The 18,419-nt window shown below is 67.1% G+C and carries 21 protein-coding genes; 13 read left to right on the top strand and 8 right to left on the bottom strand.

Annotation, left to right across the window (positions count from 1 at the left end):
- Position 1 precedes the first annotated feature (1 nt).
- The 3 genes from J5M86_RS07045 to J5M86_RS07055 form a co-directional block, all read right to left on the bottom strand.
- Positions 2–967: a heme A synthase gene (locus J5M86_RS07045; protein WP_244328530.1), complete on the bottom strand. Its 966-nt coding sequence runs from the start codon at positions 965–967 to the stop codon at positions 2–4.
- Positions 968–1,034: 67 nt separating this feature from the next.
- Positions 1,035–1,775: an ABC transporter permease gene (locus J5M86_RS07050; protein WP_188060783.1), complete on the bottom strand. Its 741-nt coding sequence runs from the start codon at positions 1,773–1,775 to the stop codon at positions 1,035–1,037.
- Entirely contained in the window at positions 1,772–2,488 is a 717-nt protein-coding gene (locus J5M86_RS07055; protein WP_188060782.1) for an ABC transporter ATP-binding protein, read from the bottom strand. Before J5M86_RS07055 ends, J5M86_RS07050 begins: the two co-directional genes overlap by 4 nt.
- 150 nt (positions 2,489–2,638) lie before the next feature.
- Between J5M86_RS07055 and J5M86_RS07060 the strand changes: the two genes are divergently transcribed.
- The 8 genes from J5M86_RS07060 to J5M86_RS07095 are packed head-to-tail and all read left to right on the top strand — an operon-like array spanning position 2,639 to position 9,199.
- Positions 2,639–3,364 (top strand): metalloregulator ArsR/SmtB family transcription factor, encoded by a 726-nt coding sequence (locus tag J5M86_RS07060; protein ID WP_188060781.1) that lies wholly within the window; start codon positions 2,639–2,641, stop codon positions 3,362–3,364.
- A complete protein-coding gene (gene sufB, locus J5M86_RS07065) occupies positions 3,361–4,779 on the top strand; it encodes a Fe-S cluster assembly protein SufB (protein WP_188060780.1) in 1,419 nt (472 codons plus the stop codon). Before J5M86_RS07060 ends, sufB begins: the two co-directional genes overlap by 4 nt.
- A 52-nt stretch (positions 4,780–4,831) precedes the next feature.
- Positions 4,832–6,016: a Fe-S cluster assembly protein SufD gene (gene sufD, locus J5M86_RS07070; protein WP_188060779.1), complete on the top strand. Its 1,185-nt coding sequence runs from the start codon at positions 4,832–4,834 to the stop codon at positions 6,014–6,016.
- The gene (locus J5M86_RS07075) at positions 6,013–6,330 is read left to right on the top strand and encodes a non-heme iron oxygenase ferredoxin subunit (protein ID WP_188060778.1); all 318 of its coding nucleotides are present in this window, start codon (positions 6,013–6,015) and stop codon (positions 6,328–6,330) included. The genes sufD and J5M86_RS07075 overlap by 4 nt, the downstream gene beginning before the upstream one ends.
- 25 nt (positions 6,331–6,355) lie before the next feature.
- Positions 6,356–7,117 carry a Fe-S cluster assembly ATPase SufC gene (gene sufC / locus J5M86_RS07080; RefSeq protein ID WP_188060777.1) on the top strand — a complete coding sequence of 254 codons (762 nt, stop codon included), beginning with the start codon at positions 6,356–6,358 and terminating at the stop codon, positions 7,115–7,117.
- A 5-nt stretch (positions 7,118–7,122) separates the two neighbouring features.
- Positions 7,123–8,406, top strand: a complete 1,284-nt coding sequence (locus J5M86_RS07085) for an aminotransferase class V-fold PLP-dependent enzyme (RefSeq protein ID WP_188060776.1) — start codon at positions 7,123–7,125, stop codon at positions 8,404–8,406.
- On the top strand, positions 8,406–8,876 hold the full coding sequence (gene sufU, locus J5M86_RS07090; RefSeq protein ID WP_188060775.1) for a Fe-S cluster assembly sulfur transfer protein SufU: 471 nt from the start codon (positions 8,406–8,408) through the stop codon (positions 8,874–8,876). Before J5M86_RS07085 ends, sufU begins: the two co-directional genes overlap by 1 nt.
- Positions 8,873–9,199, top strand: a complete 327-nt coding sequence (locus tag J5M86_RS07095; RefSeq protein WP_188060774.1) for a metal-sulfur cluster assembly factor — start codon at positions 8,873–8,875, stop codon at positions 9,197–9,199. Before sufU ends, J5M86_RS07095 begins: the two co-directional genes overlap by 4 nt.
- Positions 9,200–9,287: 88 nt before the next feature.
- Here the strand turns inward: J5M86_RS07095 and J5M86_RS07100 are convergent, their stop codons facing one another.
- Entirely contained in the window at positions 9,288–10,223 is a 936-nt protein-coding gene (locus J5M86_RS07100) for a neutral zinc metallopeptidase (RefSeq protein ID WP_188060773.1), read from the bottom strand.
- 161 nt (positions 10,224–10,384) lie between these two features.
- Here J5M86_RS07100 and J5M86_RS07105 point away from each other — a divergent pair, with 161 nt between their 5' ends.
- Together J5M86_RS07105 and J5M86_RS07110 are read left to right on the top strand one after the other, a co-directional pair.
- Positions 10,385–11,983, top strand: a complete 1,599-nt coding sequence (locus J5M86_RS07105) for an ABC-F family ATP-binding cassette domain-containing protein (protein WP_188060772.1) — start codon at positions 10,385–10,387, stop codon at positions 11,981–11,983.
- 111 nt (positions 11,984–12,094) lie between these two features.
- A complete protein-coding gene (locus J5M86_RS07110; RefSeq protein WP_188060771.1) occupies positions 12,095–13,963 on the top strand; it encodes an ABC transporter ATP-binding protein in 1,869 nt (622 codons plus the stop codon).
- Here J5M86_RS07110 and J5M86_RS07115 read toward each other — a convergent pair.
- The gene (locus tag J5M86_RS07115) at positions 13,933–14,316 is read right to left on the bottom strand and encodes a hypothetical protein (RefSeq protein WP_188060770.1); all 384 of its coding nucleotides are present in this window, start codon (positions 14,314–14,316) and stop codon (positions 13,933–13,935) included. The genes J5M86_RS07110 and J5M86_RS07115 overlap by 31 nt on opposite strands.
- 48 nt (positions 14,317–14,364) lie before the next feature.
- On the bottom strand, positions 14,365–15,174 hold the full coding sequence (locus J5M86_RS07120; RefSeq protein WP_188060769.1) for an SURF1 family protein: 810 nt from the start codon (positions 15,172–15,174) through the stop codon (positions 14,365–14,367).
- A 74-nt stretch (positions 15,175–15,248) separates the two neighbouring features.
- Between J5M86_RS07120 and moaA the strand changes: the two genes are divergently transcribed.
- Positions 15,249–16,244: a GTP 3',8-cyclase MoaA gene (gene moaA / locus J5M86_RS07125; protein WP_318276215.1), complete on the top strand. Its 996-nt coding sequence runs from the start codon at positions 15,249–15,251 to the stop codon at positions 16,242–16,244.
- Between the two features lie 40 nt (positions 16,245–16,284).
- Here moaA and J5M86_RS07130 read toward each other — a convergent pair whose 3' ends face one another.
- Together J5M86_RS07130 and J5M86_RS07135 are read right to left on the bottom strand one after the other, a co-directional pair.
- Entirely contained in the window at positions 16,285–16,482 is a 198-nt protein-coding gene (locus J5M86_RS07130) for a hypothetical protein (protein ID WP_188060767.1), read from the bottom strand.
- Complete coding sequence (locus J5M86_RS07135) at positions 16,479–16,784, bottom strand: DUF3099 domain-containing protein (protein ID WP_188060766.1); 306 nt, start codon at positions 16,782–16,784, stop codon at positions 16,479–16,481. The genes J5M86_RS07130 and J5M86_RS07135 overlap by 4 nt, the downstream gene beginning before the upstream one ends.
- Before the next feature lie 116 nt (positions 16,785–16,900).
- Here J5M86_RS07135 and fabG point away from each other — a divergent pair, with 116 nt between their 5' ends.
- Together fabG and fabI are read left to right on the top strand one after the other, a co-directional pair.
- A complete protein-coding gene (gene fabG / locus J5M86_RS07140) occupies positions 16,901–17,614 on the top strand; it encodes a 3-oxoacyl-ACP reductase FabG (protein ID WP_188060765.1) in 714 nt (237 codons plus the stop codon).
- A 41-nt stretch (positions 17,615–17,655) separates the two neighbouring features.
- Positions 17,656–18,417, top strand: a complete 762-nt coding sequence (fabI, locus tag J5M86_RS07145; RefSeq protein WP_188060764.1) for an enoyl-ACP reductase FabI — start codon at positions 17,656–17,658, stop codon at positions 18,415–18,417.
- Positions 18,418–18,419: the final 2 nt, after the last annotated feature.

An 18,419-nucleotide genomic window follows, 5' to 3' on the forward strand; every position in this document is an offset into this window, starting at 1 on the left:
GTCAGACGTCCTCGCGTACCCGCAGCGACAGCACCGCCCAGGTCACCGCGACCACGAGCACGGACGCACCCAGCATGTGCAGCAGCACCACCAGCCACGGCAGCCCGGTGAAGTACTGCACGTAGCCGATGGCTCCCTGCAGCAGGGTGATGACCAGCACGGCGCCCCACGCACGCGGTGCGTTGCTCTCCTTGGCGGTCAACCGCACGGCGACGATCATCGCCACGATCAGCCCGATATAGAGCATCACGGCGTCCGCGTGGATCCAGGAGATCGTGCGCGGATCGAGGCCGAGGCGAGCCGGCTCGTCCGCGTCGCCGGAGTGGGGGCCTGAACCGGTGACCAATGTGCCGAGCACGAGGACGACCCCGGTGAACGCGGCGATGCCCTGACCCAGGCGCAGGATGCCGGGCCGGACGACGGTCCGGGCCGGAGCATCACCCTCGCGTCCGCGCCACACCAGCCAGGCTGAGGCTGCCACCAGCAGCATCGAGATCATGAAGTGCGCCGCGACGATCGCCGGGTTGAGCCCGGTGAGCACGGTGATGCCGCCGACGATGGCCTGCAATGCGATGCCACCCAGCACCAACGCGGTGGGCAGGCGAAGGCCCTTGCGGGTCGGGGCACCCTTGACGATGCCCACCAGCAGAGCCAGCGCCACGATGCTCAGGACGCCGGTGAGCGTGCGGTTGCCGAACTCGACGTACTTGTGCCACGACTCCTCCTGGTGCCTGGTCGGGGCGATCGAGTCGGCGGTGCAGCGCGGCCACTCCGGACACCCGAGGCCCGAACCCGTCAGCCGGACGAGTCCACCGGTGACCACGATGCCGACCTGGCAGGCGAGGTTGAGCCAGAACAACGTCGTCAACCAGCGAGGAATCGGCCTGCTGGTGAGCGTGGGCAGGAAGCGTCCGGGCCGGTTGTCCTGGGTGACGGTCGCCGGGTCTGCCATCGATACGTTGCTCATCTGGTTCTCAGTCTCTTCTTGTATATCTGTCTGTCTGCGGTCGATGACGTGCGCGCGGTCGCGTGGGTCAGTCGCTCCAGTCGAAGGTGCGCATGGTGAGCGCGGTGGCCACGGCCCCCCAGCCGATGAGGACGGCGAGCGGAAGGAGGGCGTCCGTGGCCGACCCTCCCAGTGCCGAGCGCAGTCCGTCGCCCAACGCACCGGAAGGCAGCCAGTGCACGACCTGGCCGATGACGTCAGGCAGTTGGTCGGACGGCAGCAGCAACCCGCCGAGGCCAGCGACCAGCACCCAGACCAGATTGGCCAGGGCCAGCACACCTTCGGCCCGCAGCGCACCCGCCAGCAGCAGCGCCAGCGCCACCCACGCCCAGGTGCCGGCGATCATCAGGGCGAGCGCGAGCGGCAGCCCCGACCAGTGCGGACGCCAACCCATCGCCAACGCCACGCCGCCCAGCACGACGGTCTGCAACGCGACGACGGTCAGCACACCGAATGCCTTGCCCCACAACAGTCCTGATCGGCCGAGGGGAGTGGTGCCGAGGTAGCGCAGCACCCCGTAACGGCGGTCGAAACCGGTCGCGATCGCCTGTCCGGTGAACGCCGTCGAGACGACGGCCAGTGCCAACACGCCAGGGGTCACGATGTCGATGCGGCGTCCGACGCCGAGCGACGGCACGCTGGTCATGGCGAGCCCGACGAGCGCGAGCAACGGCAGCACCAACGACACGAGCAACTGCTCGCCGTTCGCCAAGAGGTTGCGGCTCTCGTAACCGGCCTGGGCGCGAACGCGGGCAGCGTTGGTGGTCATCGGGTGGCTCCCGAGCGGGAGGTCAGCGCGAAATAGGTCTCTTCGAGGCCGGACGTGCCGGCCACGTCGGTGAGGGTGCCGGACGCACGGACGGCACCCGCGGCGATCACCACGACGTCATCGGCCAATCGCTCGGCCTCCTCGAAGGAGTGGGTGGTGACCACGACGGCGCATCCGCGGGCGCGTTCGTCGCGGATGAGGTCCCACACTTCGAGGCGAGCGTGTGGATCAAGGCCGGCCGTGGGCTCGTCCAGGAATGCCACATCCGGGGAGCCGATCAGTGCCGCGGCGAGCGCGACGCGTTGGCGTTGGCCTCCGGAGAGTCGACGTACCGGGGTGTTCCAGAAGGACGGCAGATCGAGCCGCTCGGCGAGTTCTTCCAGCCGCGTGCCGCCGACCAGGCCGGTCACATGGGTCAGGAATCGCTTGGCCGGCACCGCACCCGGCGGGCCGCCGTCCTGGAGCATCACCCCGACCGCAGCCCGATGGGCGGCGTCGGAGCGCCAGGGATTGGTGCCGAGCACGCGAACCAAGCCGTCCTGCGGGCGCTTCAAGCCTTCGGCGAGTTCCATCGCGGTGGTCTTGCCGGCGCCGTTGGGGCCGAGCACGCAGGTGATGCGTGCGGGGTCGGCGTGGAAGGTGAGCGCATCCAGGGCCACCTTCGACCCGTACCGGTGCGTCACCTGATCGAACGCGACCGCCGGGGACTCCACAACAGGTGAGTCTAGGTCGCGGGGCCGTATGCCCCTGACCGGGCTGTCGTGGTGCAGCGGAGGGCATGCCCGACCGCCGCGCTACGTACGAGGCGACACTTAGGTTTACCTGGCTTGGGACGCCACTGTGAATAAGGACATACTGGTGTTGTGTTTATCGCTGATCGCGTTGTGCCTCGGGCCGACCGTGCCGAATCCGGCACGCGTCGTCGAGTGCTCACGCTGATCAGCCAGGACGGCCCCATCACCGCTGCGCAACTCGCTGATGCGGTGGGCCTGACCGCCGCGGGTGTCCGGCGCCATCTCGACCTATTGGTCGAAGAAGGCGCGGTCGAAGAACGCGAACACGTGCTCACCGGCGCCCGTAAGCGCGGTCGTCCGGCGCGTGCTTACGTGCTCACCGAAGTCGGTCACAAGGCGCTGCGCGGCGACTACGACGAACTCGCCACCTCGGTATTGCGTTTCCTGCGCGACCACCAGGGTGAGGACGCCGTAGCAGCCTTCGCCCGCGACCGCGCACGCGACCTCGCGGCCCGGATCGCGCCGGCGGTCAAGAAGGTCGGCGACGACCCCGAGGCCCGCAGCCAGGCGCTGGCGCAGGCGCTGCAGGACGAGGGTTACGCAGCGTCCTCGCGGCCGGTCGGGAAGGGGACACCGCTGGCGGGCGTTCAACTGTGTCAGGGGCATTGTCCTGTGCAGCACGTCGCCGCCGAGTTCCCGCAGTTCTGCGAGGCCGAGGCCGAGGTCTTCTCCGAACTGCTCGGCGCACACGTCCAACGGTTGGCCTCGCTGGCCCACGGTGATCACGTCTGCACCACGTTCATACCCATCCAACAACTTGCCCAATCCCCAGAGAAGAGAAGGGATCCGCGATGAGCACCATCGAAGAGCTCAACCCGGGACTGAAGGACATCGGCCGTTACGAGTACGGCTGGGCCGACAGTGACACTGCGGGCGAGACCGCACGTCGCGGTCTGTCCGACGAGGTCGTCATCGACATCTCAGACCGTAAGGACGAGCCGGCCTGGATGAAGGAGCGCCGTCTGAAGGCGCTGAAGTTGTTCGACAAGAAGCCCATGCCGCAGTGGGGCAGCGACCTCACCGGCATCGACTTCCAGAACATCAAGTACTTCGTGAAGTCCACCGAGAAGCAGGCGACCTCCTGGGAAGACCTGCCCGAGGACATCAAGAACACCTACGACCGTCTCGGCATCCCCGAGGCCGAGAAGCAGCGCCTCGTCGCTGGTGTCGCGGCTCAGTACGAGTCGGAGGTCGTCTACCACCAGATCCGTGAAGACCTGGAGGAGAAGGGCGTCATCTTCGTCGACACCGACTCCGGTCTGCGTGAGCACGAGGAACTCTTCAAGGAGTACTTCGGTTCGGTGATCCCCAGCGGTGACAACAAGTTCGCCGCGCTGAACACCGCCGTGTGGTCGGGTGGCTCGTTCATCTACGTGCCGCCGGGCGTCCACGTCGACATCCCGTTGCAGGCCTACTTCCGCATCAACACCGAGAACATGGGTCAGTTCGAGCGGACGCTGATCATCGCCGACGAGGGCTCCTATGTTCACTATGTCGAGGGCTGCACCGCGCCGATCTACAAGTCCGACTCGCTGCACTCCGCAGTGGTCGAGATCATCGTGAAGAAGAACGCCCGCGTGCGGTACACGACGATCCAGAACTGGTCGAACAACGTGTACAACCTCGTCACCAAGCGCGCCACCTGCGCCGAGGGAGCCACCATGGAGTGGATCGACGGCAACATCGGTTCGAAGGTCACCATGAAGTACCCGGCCGTGTTCCTGATGGGCGAGCACGCCAAGGGCGAGACCCTCTCGATCGCGTTCGCGGGCGAAGGGCAGCACCAGGACGCCGGCGCCAAGATGGTGCACGCCGCTCCGCACACCTCCTCCACGATCGTCTCCAAGTCGGTCGCGCGTGGCGGTGGCCGCACCTCCTACCGCGGTCTGGTGCAGGTGCTGGAAGGCGCCGAGCACTCCAAGAGCAGCGTCGTGTGTGACGCCCTGCTGGTCGACCAGATCAGCCGCAGCGACACCTACCCCTACGTCGACGTCCGCGAGGACGACGTGCAGATGGGTCACGAGGCAACGGTCTCCAAGGTGAGCGAGGACCAGCTGTTCTACCTGCGTTCGCGCGGACTCTCGGAAGAGGAGGCCATGGCGATGATCGTCCGCGGCTTCGTCGAGCCGATCGCGCGCGAACTGCCGATGGAGTACGCGCTCGAGCTCAACCGCCTGATCGAACTGCAGATGGAAGGCGCGGTCGGCTGATTCGTCCACTGCGACGACCAGCTGACAGCCCAGAGGAAGGAACAACAGACGCATGACGCTCATCACTCCCGAGCGCAACCAGGCCGCGGGTCACGTCGACCCGGCCGCCGCCTTCATTCCCGACCAGTCGCGCGCCGAGCGCAAGATGTCTTTCGACGTCGCCGACTTCCCGGTGCCCCACGGCCGGGAGGAGGAATGGCGGTTCACCCCCGTCGACAAGCTCACCGCGCTGCTGTCGGACAAGCCGTCGGACGACGGTGCGCTCGAGTTGACGGTCAAGGCTCCCGAGCAGGTCGAGGTCGGTTCGCTGGCCGTCGGCCAGGCGCCGCGGGGCACCGTGCTGACGCCTGCCGACCGCGCTGCCGTGGTGGCTTCGGCCAACACCGCTGACGCGACCCACGTGAAGATCGCGGCCAACGCCGAACTCGCCGAGCCGGTGCGAATCACCCTGCACGGCAATGGTGCCGGGCGTCGTGTCAACGGTCACCTGGTCGTCGAGACCGGCACCCACAGCAAGGGTGTCGTGCTGATCGAGCACACCGGCAGTGCCGACACAGTCGCCAACGTCGAGATCGTGGTGGGTGATGGTGCGCAGCTGACCGTCGTGACGATCCAGCGCTGGGACGACGACGCCAACCACCTCGGTCAGACCGACGCGCTCGTGGGTCGCGACGCCACGTACAAGCACATCGCGGTCACCCTCGGTGGCTCCGTGGTGCGCCTCAACTCAAACGTCAAGTACGCCGGTCCCGGTGGCGACGCCACCATGCTCGGTGTCTACTTCGCCGACGCCGGTCAGCACCTCGAGCACCGCTCGTTCGTCGACCACAACGCTCCCCGGTGCCAGTCGCTGGTCACCTACAAGGGTGCGCTGCAGGGCGACACCGCCCACACCGTGTGGGTGGGCGATGTGCTGATCCGCGCCGAGGCCGAAGGCATCGAGACCTACGAGCTCAACCGCAACCTGGTGCTCACCGACGGCGCCCGCGCCGACTCCGTGCCCAACCTGGAGATCGAGACCGGTGAGATCGAAGGAGCCGGCCACGCCTCCTCGACCGGCCGCTTCGACGACGAGCAGCTGTTCTACCTGCAGGCTCGTGGCATTCCCGAGGAGGAGGCCCGCCGGCTGGTGGTGCGCGGCTTCTTCGCCGACATCATCGCCAAGATCGGCATCCCCGAGGTCGTCGAGAGCCTCATGGCGGCGATCGAGGACGAACTGGAGGCGACCGGCCAGTGAGTGAGTTCGTCCGCATCTGCTCGCTCGACCAGTTGCCGCAGATGGGAGCGGTGGTCGCCGAGATCGACGGCCGCCGTATCTCCATCGTGCGCGACAGCAAGGGCGAGGTGCACGCGATCGACGACACCTGCACCCACGCGAACGTGTCGCTGTCCGAGGGAGAGGTGGACGACTGCAGCATCGAGTGCTGGCTGCACGGCTCGCGCTTCGACCTGCGCACCGGCGAGCCCACCTCCCTTCCCGCCACGGTTCCCGTGGCGGTGCACACCGTGAAGATCGACGGCACCGACGTCCTGGTCGCCGTCACCGAATGACTTTTGGAAAGAAGAGAGAACTGACATGACGACTCTGGAGATCAAGGACCTGCACGTCTCGGTCGAGACCGAACAGGGCCCCAAGGAAATCCTCAAGGGCGTGAACCTCACCATCAAGTCCGGTGAAACGCACGCGATCATGGGCCCCAACGGCTCGGGCAAGTCGACGCTGGCCTACTCGATCGCCGGCCACCCGAAGTACACCATCACCTCCGGTGAGGTGCTGCTGGACGGTGAGGACGTCCTGGAGATGGACATCGACGAGCGCGCCCGCGCCGGCGTCTTCCTCGCCATGCAGTACCCCGTCGAGGTGCCCGGTGTCACCGTGTCCAACTTCCTGCGCACCGCCAAGACGGCCATCGACGGCGAAGCACCGAAGCTGCGCACCTGGGTCAAGGACGTCAAGGGCGCGATGGAAGACCTCCGCATGGACTCCGCCTTCGCCGAGCGCAACGTGAACGAAGGCTTCTCCGGTGGTGAGAAGAAGCGTCACGAGATCCTGCAGATGGAGCTCCTCCAGCCCAAGATCGCGATCCTCGACGAGACCGACTCCGGTCTGGACGTCGACGCGCTGCGCGTCGTCTCCGAAGGCGTCAACCGCGCCAAGGAGAAGACCGATGTGGGCGTGCTGCTCATCACCCACTACACCCGCATCCTCAACTACATCAAGCCCGACTTCGTGCACGTCTTCATCGACGGCAAGGTCGCCGAGCAGGGCGGCCCCGAGCTGGCCGACCGCCTCGAGGCCGAGGGCTACGACCGCTACCTGACGACAGCGCAGGCCTGACCGGGATGACTTCTTTCGACGTGCAGCGGCTGCGGGAGGACTTCCCGCTGCTGCGCCGCACCGTGCGGGACGACCGGCCGCTGGTCTACCTCGACTCCGGTGCGACGTCGCAGAAGCCCATCACGGTGTTGGACGCCGAGCGCAGCTACTACGAGCAGCAGAACTCCGCCGTCCACCGGGGAGCCCACCAGTTGGCCGAAGAGGCCACCGACGCCTTCGAGCAGGCACGGACGAAGGTCGCGGCCTTCATCGGTGCCTCCTCGCAGGAGGTGGTGTTCACCAAGAACGCCACCGAGTCGATCAACCTGGTGACCAACGCCTTCGCCACCTCTCCACACCCCGTCATCCCGGGCAGTGAGCGCTTTGCGCTCGGCCCGGGGGACGAGGTGCTGGTGACCGAGATGGAGCATCACGCCAATCTCGTGCCGTGGCAGGAGCTCACCCGCCGCGCCGGTGCCACCCTGCGGTGGATCCCGATGACGGCCGATGGTCTGCTCGACCTGTCGCAGTTGGACGAACTGCTCACCGAGCGCACCAAGGTCGTCGCCTTCACGCACGTCTCGAACGTGCTCGGCACGATCAACCCGGTGCGTGAGCTGACCGATCGGGCCCACGCGGTGGGCGCGCTCGTCGTGCTCGACGCGTGCCAGTCGGTGCCGCACCTGCGGGTCGACGTCGTGTCTCTCGGAGTCGACTTCCTCGCCTTCAGCGGTCACAAGATGCTCGGCCCGATGGGCATCGGCGTGTTGTGGGGCAGGGCCGAACTCCTCGCTGCGATGCCACCGTTCATCACCGGCGGATCGATGATCGAGACCGTCCACATGGACCACTCGACGTACGCGGCCCCGCCGCAGCGGTTCGAGGCGGGCGTGCCGATGGCCGCCCAGGCGGTCGGCCTCGGGGTGGCATGTGACTACCTCTGCGACATCGGCATGGACGTCGTGGCCGAACACGACCGCACGCTGGTGCAGGCCACCCTCGACGGCCTCGCGCAGCGGCCATGGGTGCGGGTGCTCGGCCCCACCGATGTCGCCGTGCGCACCGGATCGGTCGCCTTTGTGGTCGACGGAGTGCATCCGCACGACGTCGGTCAGATCTTGGACGACTCGGGTGTCGCGGTACGCACCGGTCATCACTGCGCATGGCCTTTGCACCGCTCCCTGCGAGTGCCGGCCTCGACCCGGGTCAGCTTCGGTGTCTACAACACCGTCGACGAGGTCGCTGTCTTCCTCGACGCACTCGACAAGGTGCCTGCGGTCTTCGGCCTCGACGTGCCGGAGGCGTCCTGATGGACCTCTACCAGCAGTTGATCCTCGACCACTCCAAGCAGCCGCAGCACGCGGGTCTGCGGGCGCCGTTCGACGCGCAGACGTACCACGTCAACACCTCGTGCGGTGACGAGATCACCCTTCGAGTTCACCTCGAGGGTGAGGGTGCGGACGCCCGGGTTGCCGATGTCTCCTACGACTCCATCGGCTGCTCGATCTCGGTGGCTTCGGCGTCGATCCTGGCCGAGGAGACCATCGGTCACACGGTGGGGGAGAGCCTCGCCACCTACACAGCGATGCGGGCGATGCTCACCAGTCGCGGCCAGGACGCCGGCGACGAGGAGCTCATCGGCGACGGCGTGGCGCTGGCCGGGGTGTCGAAGTACCCCGCCCGGGTCAAGTGCGCTCTGCTGTCGTGGGCCGCCTACACCGACGCGCTGGCACGGGCCGGCGCCGACATTTCCACTATTTCTGAAGGAGCGAGCCAATGAGTGACGTGCAGACCCCACCCAACGTGGCTGACGTCGAGGAGGCGATGCGTGATGTCGTCGACCCCGAGCTCGGTATCAACGTCGTCGACCTCGGTCTGGTCTACGGCATCACCGTCGACGGCGACAACAACGCCGTCATCGACATGACCCTCACCTCGGCAGCCTGCCCGTTGACCGACGTGATCGAGGACCAGACCCATTCCGCGCTGGAGGGCCTGGTCAACACCGCCCGGATCAACTGGGTCTGGATGCCGCCGTGGGGCCCGGACAAGATCACCGACGACGGCCGCGAGCAGTTGCGGGCGCTCGGTTTCAACGTCTGATCCCTCGATCGAGCACCGACCTCAGAACGTAACCAACGAGGCGGGCCACCGGATTCGTCCGGTGGCCCGCCTCATTGGTGGGTTCAGCTCATTCCACGGATTGCACGGCGAAGGTGTCGCACTTGTTGATGTCGCCGTCCTGGTAACCGGTGGTGAACCACTTCTGGCGGGCCGCGGCCGAACCGTGCGTCCAGTTCTCCGGCGTCACCCGTCCCTGGGCCTTCTCCTGGATGCGGTCGTCACCGACGGCGGCAGCTGCCGACAGGCCCGACTTGATGTCGGCTTCGGTGATCGGCTGCATCAGGGTGGTGCCGTTGGCGTCCTTGGTGGTGGTGGCGTGGTGCACCCACATGCCTCCGAAGCAGTCGGCCATGAGCTCAACGCGGACGGCTCCGCTGTTGCGACCCTGCGGATCCTGCTGCGCCCTGCCGAGCACACCCAGGAGGTTCTGCACGTGGTGACCGTACTCGTGGGCGACGACGTATTCCTGGGCCAGCGGTCCACCGTCGGCGCCGTACTTCGTGCTGAGTTCCTTGAAGAAGCTCACGTCGATATAGACCTTCTTGTCCAGCGGGCAGTAGAAGGGGCCCATCGCCGAGCTGCCGGTGCCGCACGCCGTCTGCGTGGCGCCGCTGTAGAGGACGGTCTTGGCCGGTTCGTACGTGCGCCCGGCCTTCTTCATGTAATCGGTCCAGAACGCCTGCACGCTGTTGACGGTGCCCACGACGCGGCAGGTGTCGTCGCGGTTGGCGTCGGCGCCGGTCTTGCACTGGCTGATCGACTCGTCGACCGATGAGTTGCTGCCGGAGATGTTGGAGGTGTTCATGTCCCACGGGCTCGCGCCACCGCCGCCGGTGCCTCCACCGCCACCACCGCCGAGACCGTTGAGCAGCACCATGATGATCATGAGGATCAGGCCACCGACGCCACCTACCGCGACGCCACCGGGCGCCATACCGCCCCCACCTGAGCCGCCACTCTCCACCTGCGAGGTGTCGAGCTGAGCGTTGTCGTTGAACGTCACGTGGACCTCCGCGTCGATCGGCGGCTGGTCGCCGCACGTAGTACCGCCCCGTAGACTATCCAGTTGCGCATGCCGAGCACCGGATGTGCGCCAACCGAACTTACGCACCGCGTCGGAAGCTGCCGCGCGCCGGTGTATGCGTCGTCCCGGAGGACCACCGAATGATCACCGCACAGGGCATCGAACTGCGTGCCGGCTCCCGCCTGCTCGTGGAGGACGCCACCTTCCGGGTCGCCCCAGGAGACCGGGTGGGGCTGGTCGGACGCAACGGAGCCGGTAAGACCACGCTCACCAAGGTGCTTGCCGGACAAGGGATTCCAGCCGCAGGCACGGTCACGACCGCCGGTGAGGTCGGATATCTGCCGCAGGATCCACGCACCGGCGACCTCGACATGCTGGCCCGTGATCGCATCCTGTCGGCACGGGGCCTCGACACGATCCTTCGTGACCTGCGCACCGCCGAGGATGCGATGGGCGAGGAGGACGAGGAGAAGCGCGAGAAGGCCATGCGCCGTTACAGCCGGCTCGACGCCGAGTTCACCGCGCAGGGCGGGTACGCCGCCGAGTCCGAAGCCGCCTCGATCGCCTCCAGCCTGGGGCTGCCCGAGCGGGTGCTCAACCAGCCGCTGCGCACGCTGTCCGGTGGTCAGCGACGCCGCGTGGAGCTGTCACGCATCCTGTTCAGCGGCGCGCAGACCCTCTTGCTCGACGAGCCGACCAACCACTTGGACGCCGATTCGATCCTCTGGCTACGTGACTACCTCAAGGCCTACAAGGGCGGGCTCATCATCATCAGCCACGACGTCGAGATGCTCGACACCGTCGTGACCCGGGTGTTCCACCTCGACGCCAACCGCGCCGAACTCGACATCTACAACGTCGGGTGGAAGCCCTACCTGCAACAGCGCGAGACGGACGAGAAGCGTCGCAAGCGGGAGATGGCGAACGCCCAGAAGAAGGCCGCTGCGCTGTTGTCGCAGGCCGACAAGATGCGCGCCAAGGCGACGAAGGCGACCGCCGCGCAGAACATGGCCAAGCGCGCCGAGAAGCTGTTGGCCGGGGTGGAGGGCACCAGACAGCAGGACAAGGTCGCCAAGCTGCGCTTCCCGACGCCTGCTCCGTGCGGCAAGACACCGTTGCGCGCTGAGGGTCTGTCGCGCTCGTACGGGTCACTGGAGATCTTCACCGACGTCGATCTCGCCATCGACCGTGGCAGCAAGGTGGTCGTGCTCGGTCTCAACGGCGCGGGCAAGACCACCCTGCTGCGACTGCTGTCGGGCGTCGACCAGCCGGACACCGGTGAGGTGCAGCCGGGCCACGGGTTGAAACTCGGCTACTACGCGCAGGAACACGAGAACCTCGATGTCGACCGCAGTGTGCTGGCCAACATGAAGTCGGCTGCACCCGACCTCGGGGAGACCGAGGTACGCAAGGTGCTGGGTTCGTTCCTGTTCAGTGGCGACGACGTCGACAAGCCGGCCGGGGTGCTCTCCGGCGGTGAGAAGACGCGTCTGTCGTTGGCGATGCTCGTCGTCTCGGCGGCCAACGTCCTGCTGCTCGACGAACCCACCAACAACCTCGACCCGGCGTCCCGGGCCGAGATCCTCGGCGCACTGAACGGCTACGAAGGCGCCGTCGTCCTCGTCACCCACGACGAGGGTGCGGTGGCTGCGCTTGAGCCCGAGCGCGTGTTGCTGCTGCCCGACGGCGTCGAAGACCTGTGGGGTCCCGACTACCTCGATCTGGTGACGCTCGCCTGATACCGGCATAAATGCGTCGTCACCGCGGTTGCCACCCAGAGGTCGGGCATTCGCGCAGGTGCGCACCCGTCCACCACGGTGACCGGCGCAACGAGGAGACGAACCCCAAGCATGTCGATGGGCAACTGGCAGGTCATGCACTCGATGACCAAGGATTCTTCGGTCAAGAGCGCCAAACTCAAGCCTGGCACCGGACGCCGGGTGCTGTCGTACGCCACTCCCTACAAGCGCACCATCGCGTGGTTCCTCGTGCTCGTGGTGATCGACGCGCTGCTGGTGATCGCCACCCCGCTGCTGCTGAAGGAAATCATCGACCGCGGTGTGGTGCAGCAGGACAAGCCACTCATCATCTGGCTCGGTGTCGGCGTAGCGGTCGTGGCGCTGGTCGGCGCCGTCATGGGCGTGGTGCAGCGATGGATGTCGGCCCGGCTCGGTGAGGGGCTCATCTACGACCTGCGGCGGCAAGTGTTCGGCCACGTGCTGCGCCAACCGATCGCCTTCTTCACCCGGGCCCAGACCGGCGCTTTGGTGACCCGTCTCAACTCCGACGTCATCGGTGCGCAGGGCGCATTCACGTCGGTGATGTCGAATGTCGTCTCCAACGCCGTCAGCCTCGTGGTGATCATCATCGCCATGGCGACCCTGTCGTGGCAGCTGACCCTCGGCGCCCTCGTCCTGGTGCCCTTCTTCCTGATCCCCACCCGCATCATGGGACGCCGCCTAGCCGGACTCACCCGCGCCCAGATGACTGAGAACGCCGATCTCGGCACCCGCATGACCGAGCGGTTCAACGTCGCCGGAGCGTTGCTCGTGAAGCTCTTCGGGCGTCCGGTGCAGGAGGACGAGGAGTACTCCGAGCGCGCCGCGAAGGTGCGTGACATCGGCGTGAGCATCGCCGTCCAGCGCGCGATCTTCATGGTCGGCCTCACCCTGCTCGCGTCACTGGCCACCGCGATGGTCTACGGAATCGGCGGCGTCATGGCGGTCGACGGCAGCCTCACCATCGGCACGCTGCTGGCCTTGGCTGCCCTGCTCGGACGCCTCTACGCACCGCTCACCGCACTCTCCAACGTCCGGATCGACGTCATGACCGCTCTGGTGTCATTCGAGCGGGTCTTCGAGATCCTCGATCTCGAGCCGTTGGTCAAGGAGGCGGAGCATCCGCGTGCTCTCGGTCAGGGTGCCCTCGACGTCGAACTCGAAGGCGTCACTTTCGCCTATCCGACCGCCGATCAGGTGTCCCTCGACTCGTTGGAGGTGACCGGCGTCGACAAGGGCGACAGCTCGCAGGTGCTGCGCGACGTGTCATTCCGCGCGGAGGCCGGACAGGTGGTGGCGCTCGTCGGACCGTCCGGGGCCGGCAAGACAACCATCACCGGCCTGGTGGCTCGGCTCTACGACCCGACCGGCGGTGCGGTGCGCATCGGCGGTGGAGACCTGCGCGAGGTGTCCTTCGACTCGTTGCGTGAGCGGGTGGGCGTGGTGACGCAGGAGGCGCACATGTTCCACTCCTCGATCCGCGACAACCTGCTCTACGCCAAGCCCGACGCCACCGCAGCGCAGATGGAAGCCGCGTTGCGGGCGGCGAATGTCTGGGCGCTCATCGAGCGGCTACCCCACGGACTCGACACCGTGGTCGGCGATCGTGGTCACCGGCTCTCCGGCGGCGAGAAGCAACGCCTGGCCATCGCCCGGCTGCTGCTCAAGGCGCCGTCGGTCGTGATCCTCGACGAGGCCACCGCCCACCTCGACAGCGAGAGTGAGGTGCTGGTGCAGCGCGCGCTCGACAACGCGCTGGAGGGCCGCACCGCGATCGTCATCGCCCACCGCCTCTCCACGATCCGCCGCGCCGATCAGATCCTGGTGGTGGACAACGGGCGCATCGTCGAGCGGGGCACGCACGAAGAACTCCTGACGGCGGAGGGCGCGTACGCCGACCTCTACCGCACTCAGTTCTCGGACGGGCCGCTCACGGTCTGACCTCGGCGGCGCCCGGCTGAGAACTTCCCGGCCGCCATCGCCACGTCGTACGCCGCGATGACACCGAGCACGCCACGCTGCCACGGACGCAGCGGCAGATCCCGTGCTGACAGACCCGCCATCACCCAACCGGCGTTGATTGCGGCGGCTGATCCGATCGTCAGGCCGCGCGAATGTGAAGTGGCGAGGGTGGCGGCGTGCACGGCGCCGGATGCGAGTAGAGCGGCACTGATCGCCGGTCGTGCCGAACGGGGGAGTCCGAGCAGTTCGAACGGGGCGGGGCTCCAGGCGCAGAGGGTGCCGCTGCCCAGATTGGCAGCGAGATCGACGGTCATCAGGTCACGGACGTCCATGGCCTGATGCTGCCCAGCCGTGCGCTTCACAGGCCGTGCGGGCGGTGATCAGTCGTCCTCCTCGTCCCAGATCCGCACTTTCTCCTTCTTCTGCTTCGGCACCGACGGGCGTGGTTCCTGCGTGGCGTCCAGATGTTCACGGCGCGCGCGCAACAGGAAGAAGGCGAGCACGCCCGCCGCTCCGATCCACCACTGGACGGCGTAACTGAAGTTGATCCAGGCGTATCCGCCCGGATCGGGCTTGGGCAGCGCGGCGGGTGCGACCTTGGGGAGGTTCGCCGCGTTCTCGCTGCGCATGAGCACGTACGCGTTGCGGGCCTGTGGTTGGGCGGTGAGTTCGCGCAGGAGGCCGACATTGATCGATGCGGCCTGACCCGGCACGTCGGCGCGCTTCAGGTCGGGCTCACCGGCGCGTAGCCATCCGATCACCGTCACGGGGCCAGTAGGAGTCGGCGGCACGCTGTCAGGTGCAGCAGCGGTGCGGCCGTTCGGTATCCACCCGCGGTCGACGAAGACCACCTCGCCGCCGGTCGTGCGCAGCGGCACCACTACCTCGTAGCCGTAGCTCTTGGCCAACGGACGGTTACGGATGAGCACGCGATTGCTGTCGAGATAGGTGCCCGTGAGCCGCACCTGACGCCACTGTTGCTCAGCGTCAGGGGGCACGAGCGCATTCGGCTGGGCCGAGGCGATATCGACCGGGGCGCCGTTGTAGTTGGCTTCGAGGTGCTTTTCGGCGGTGATCTTGTGCTCGTACCGGTGGTACTGCCAGCGGCCCAGGAAGACGCACGCGGTCGCGGCGAGCAGCGCCACGAGCATCCAGCCCACCCAGCGGCGGGTCAGGAGCAGGCGGAACACACCTGGAACCGTACTCGTCGCGCCTGGCAGCGGCCCGGGCGGCATGCGCCACGATCTGACCTAGCATGGAGAGCATGTCCGCTCATCCGTCCTCCGGCCCCTTGGTCGACACCTTCGGTCGTGTCGCCACGGATCTGCGGGTCTCGGTGACCGACCGGTGCAACCTGCGCTGCACCTATTGCATGCCGGCCGAAGGCCTGCCGTGGATGAGCAAGCCGGAGATGCTCAGCGACGACGAGATGGTGCGCCTGATCGGGCTCTTCGTGCAGCTCGGCATCACCCAGCTGCGGCTGACCGGTGGCGAGCCACTGCTGCGCCGATCGCTGGTCGACCTCGTCCGACGGTTCAGCGAACTCCCCAATGCTCCGCGAATCGCGTTGACCACCAACGGGATCGGTCTCGACCGCTTGGCGCAGCCGCTCGCGGACGCCGGACTGTCGCGCATCAACGTCTCGCTCGACACCGTCTCCTCCGAACGCTTTCTGCAGTTGACCCGCCGCGACCGGTTTGCCGATGTGGAGCGTGGCCTGAAGGCCGCTACCGATGCCGGCCTGGCTCCGGTGAAGGTCAACGCGGTCGCCATGCCTGGCGAAGACCCGGCCGACCTGTTGGCGTGGTGCCTCGACCGCGGCTACGAACTGCGCTTCATCGAGCAGATGCCGCTGGACGCCCAGCACGAGTGGAGCCGCGCCACCATGCTGAGCCGGCAGGAGATCCTCGACTCGCTCGGCGCCCGCTTCTCGCTCAGCACGGTGGAGAACCGTGGGTCTGCGCCCGCGGAGACCTTCTACGTCAATGGCGGTCCGCACAAGGTCGGCGTCATCGCCAGCGTAACGGCGCCGTTCTGCGGGGCATGCGATCGGGTGCGGCTCACCGCCGACGGCCAGGTGCGCAACTGTCTCTTCGCCCGCTCGGAGAACGACCTACGTGGGCCGATGCGTGACGGTGCCTCGGACGAGCAACTGGTCGACCTGATCCGACTCAACATGTGGGGCAAGGCCCGCGGCCACGGCATCGGCACGCCCGACTTCGTCCAGCCAGACCGGCCGATGTCAGCCATCGGCGGCTGACCGAGCAAGCCAATGTCGACGGCCCCGAGGGCAAGAACACTCAGTCGAGGTCGGCGACCGGCACGACGTCCATCGGAAAACTGCGAAGGCTGAGGAATTCATTCAACGTGACCCGGTGCTCGTCGCAGGCGAGCCACACCTTGCGGCGGTCCTCGTCGTGGATCTTGGGGTTGCGCCACCGGATGCCCCACGATGCCTCCCGCGAGCACGCCTTGGCGCTGCAGCGCAGCTCGGTCACGGCTTCTTCCCGGCGTCCAGGTGGGTGATCGGGTCACTCGGACGCACGGTGCCGAGCACGTCGATTCGGCGCTGGTTGGTTGCGTTCGCCAGCACCACCGCGAAATAGGGGAGAAGGACGGCCCCCGCGACGCAGACCCACCGTGCCCAACCGGTGAGCAACACCGCGAGCACGAAACAGAGCGTGCGAATACCCATGGAGATCAGGTAGTTGCGCATCCGGTTGTCGCGGTCGTCCTTGGGGGCCGAAGGCAGGTTCGTCGCCGAGGGAACCTCGTCCTGCGGAGCGTTGCGACGTGCCATGACCTCCACGATACGTCCGTGACCTGTGTCACCGACGCTGCGGATCCGGTCGCAATGGTTCGGGCTTACCGAAAAGTAGTGGATACGGTCGGCAGAGCCCACTTCAAGGAGAGTTCATGCCCCAGCCCCGCAACGTCCTGGTCACCGGTGGAAACCGCGGCATCGGTGCCGCCATCGCGCAGGCCTTCCTCGACGCCGGCGACAAGGTGGCCATCACCTCGCGTGACGGCTCCGGACCCGAGGGCGCGGTCGCGATCGCGGCTGACGTGACCGACTCCGCGAGTGTCGACGCAGCTTTCACCGAGGCCGAGGAGCAACTCGGTGGCCCGATCGAGATCGTGATCGCCAACGCCGGCATCACCAAGGACACCCTGCTGATGCGGATGAGCGACGAGGAGTTCGACCAGGTGGTCGACACCAACCTCGCAGGCGCCTTCCGCTGCGCCCGCCGGGCCAGCAAGGGCATGCTCAAGCTCAAGCGCGGCCGCATCGTGTTCATCTCCAGCGTGGTGGGCCTGTACGGCGGTCCGGGGCAGGCGAACTACGCGGCCAGCAAGGCCGGTCTGGTCGGACTCGCCCGCTCCATCACCCGCGAACTCGGTAAGCGGAACATCACCGCCAATGTCGTCGCTCCGGGCTTCATCGACACCGACATGACCAAGGCCCTCCCGCAGGCCCAGCAGGACACCTACCTGGCGGCCATCCCGGCCGGGCGCTTCGCCCAGCCGGAGGAGGTCGCCAAGGTGGTGCGCTTCCTGGCCAGTGACGAAGCCGGATACATCAGCGGCGCGGTCATCCCGGTCGACGGCGGCCTGGGCATGGGCCACTGAGCCCGCCGATCGATCCATCACAGACGAAGAGAGACGAAGACATGGGCATTCTCGAAGGAAAGAAGCTGCTGATCACCGGCGTCCTGATGGACTCCTCCATCGCCTTCCACGTCGCCAAGCTGGCGCAGGAAGAGGGCGCGACCGTCGTCCTCACCAGCTTCGGCCGGACGATGAAGATCACCTCCACGATCGCCAAGCGGCTGCCGACCACCCCTGAGGTGATCGAGCTCGACGTCACCGACACCGACCACCTCGACACTTTGGGCGACCGCCTCAAAGAACACGTCGACGGGCTGGACGGCGTGCTGCACTCCATCGGTTTCGCGCCGCCCGGTGCGTTCAACTTCATGGAAGGACAGTGGGACGACGTCGCCACGGCGGTGCACGTCTCGGCCTACTCACTGAAGGCCCTCGCGGCGGCGACCGCCGACCTGATGCCGGACGGCGGCTCGGTGGTCGGCCTGACCTTCGACGCGAAATTCGCCTGGCCGGTCTACGACTGGATGGGTGTGGCCAAGGCAGCGTTCGAGTCGACCAACCGCTACCTGGCCCGTGATCTTGGCTCGCGCAACATCCGGTGCAACCTGGTGTCGGCCGGTCCGATCCGCACCACCGCGGCCAAGTCGATCCCGGGCTTCGAGACCTTCGAGAACACCTGGAACGAACGCGCACCCCTGGGCTGGGACGTCCGCGATCCGGAACCGGCTGCGAAGGCCTGCGTGGCGCTCTTCTCCGACTGGTTCCCCGCGACGACGGGCGAGATCCTGCACGTCGACGGCGGCGTCCACGCGATGGGTCAGTAGGT

It is taken from the genome of Yimella sp. cx-51 (genome assembly GCF_017654605.1).
Taxonomy (GTDB): domain Bacteria; phylum Actinomycetota; class Actinomycetes; order Actinomycetales; family Dermatophilaceae; genus Yimella.

What these genes read in the sequence shown, in the direction of transcription:
- J5M86_RS07105 (WP_188060772.1), top strand. Translation starts at nt 10,385, where the DNA reads ATGATCACCGCACAGGGCATCGAACTGCGTGCCGGCTCCCGCCTGCTC.
- J5M86_RS07045 (WP_244328530.1), bottom strand. Translation starts at nt 967, where the DNA reads ATGAGCAACGTATCGATGGCAGACCCGGCGACCGTCACCCAGGACAAC.
- J5M86_RS07115 (WP_188060770.1), bottom strand. Translation starts at nt 14,316, where the DNA reads ATGGACGTCCGTGACCTGATGACCGTCGATCTCGCTGCCAATCTGGGC.
- J5M86_RS07110 (WP_188060771.1), top strand. Translation starts at nt 12,095, where the DNA reads ATGTCGATGGGCAACTGGCAGGTCATGCACTCGATGACCAAGGATTCT.
- J5M86_RS07095 (WP_188060774.1), top strand. Translation starts at nt 8,873, where the DNA reads ATGAGTGACGTGCAGACCCCACCCAACGTGGCTGACGTCGAGGAGGCG.
- sufB (WP_188060780.1), top strand. Translation starts at nt 3,361, where the DNA reads ATGAGCACCATCGAAGAGCTCAACCCGGGACTGAAGGACATCGGCCGT.
- sufC (WP_188060777.1), top strand. Translation starts at nt 6,356, where the DNA reads ATGACGACTCTGGAGATCAAGGACCTGCACGTCTCGGTCGAGACCGAA.
- moaA (WP_318276215.1), top strand. Translation starts at nt 15,249, where the DNA reads ATGTCCGCTCATCCGTCCTCCGGCCCCTTGGTCGACACCTTCGGTCGT.
- J5M86_RS07085 (WP_188060776.1), top strand. Translation starts at nt 7,123, where the DNA reads ATGACTTCTTTCGACGTGCAGCGGCTGCGGGAGGACTTCCCGCTGCTG.
- J5M86_RS07135 (WP_188060766.1), bottom strand. Translation starts at nt 16,784, where the DNA reads ATGGCACGTCGCAACGCTCCGCAGGACGAGGTTCCCTCGGCGACGAAC.
- fabI (WP_188060764.1), top strand. Translation starts at nt 17,656, where the DNA reads ATGGGCATTCTCGAAGGAAAGAAGCTGCTGATCACCGGCGTCCTGATG.
- sufU (WP_188060775.1), top strand. Translation starts at nt 8,406, where the DNA reads ATGGACCTCTACCAGCAGTTGATCCTCGACCACTCCAAGCAGCCGCAG.
- J5M86_RS07050 (WP_188060783.1), bottom strand. Translation starts at nt 1,775, where the DNA reads ATGACCACCAACGCTGCCCGCGTTCGCGCCCAGGCCGGTTACGAGAGC.
- fabG (WP_188060765.1), top strand. Translation starts at nt 16,901, where the DNA reads ATGCCCCAGCCCCGCAACGTCCTGGTCACCGGTGGAAACCGCGGCATC.
- sufD (WP_188060779.1), top strand. Translation starts at nt 4,832, where the DNA reads ATGACGCTCATCACTCCCGAGCGCAACCAGGCCGCGGGTCACGTCGAC.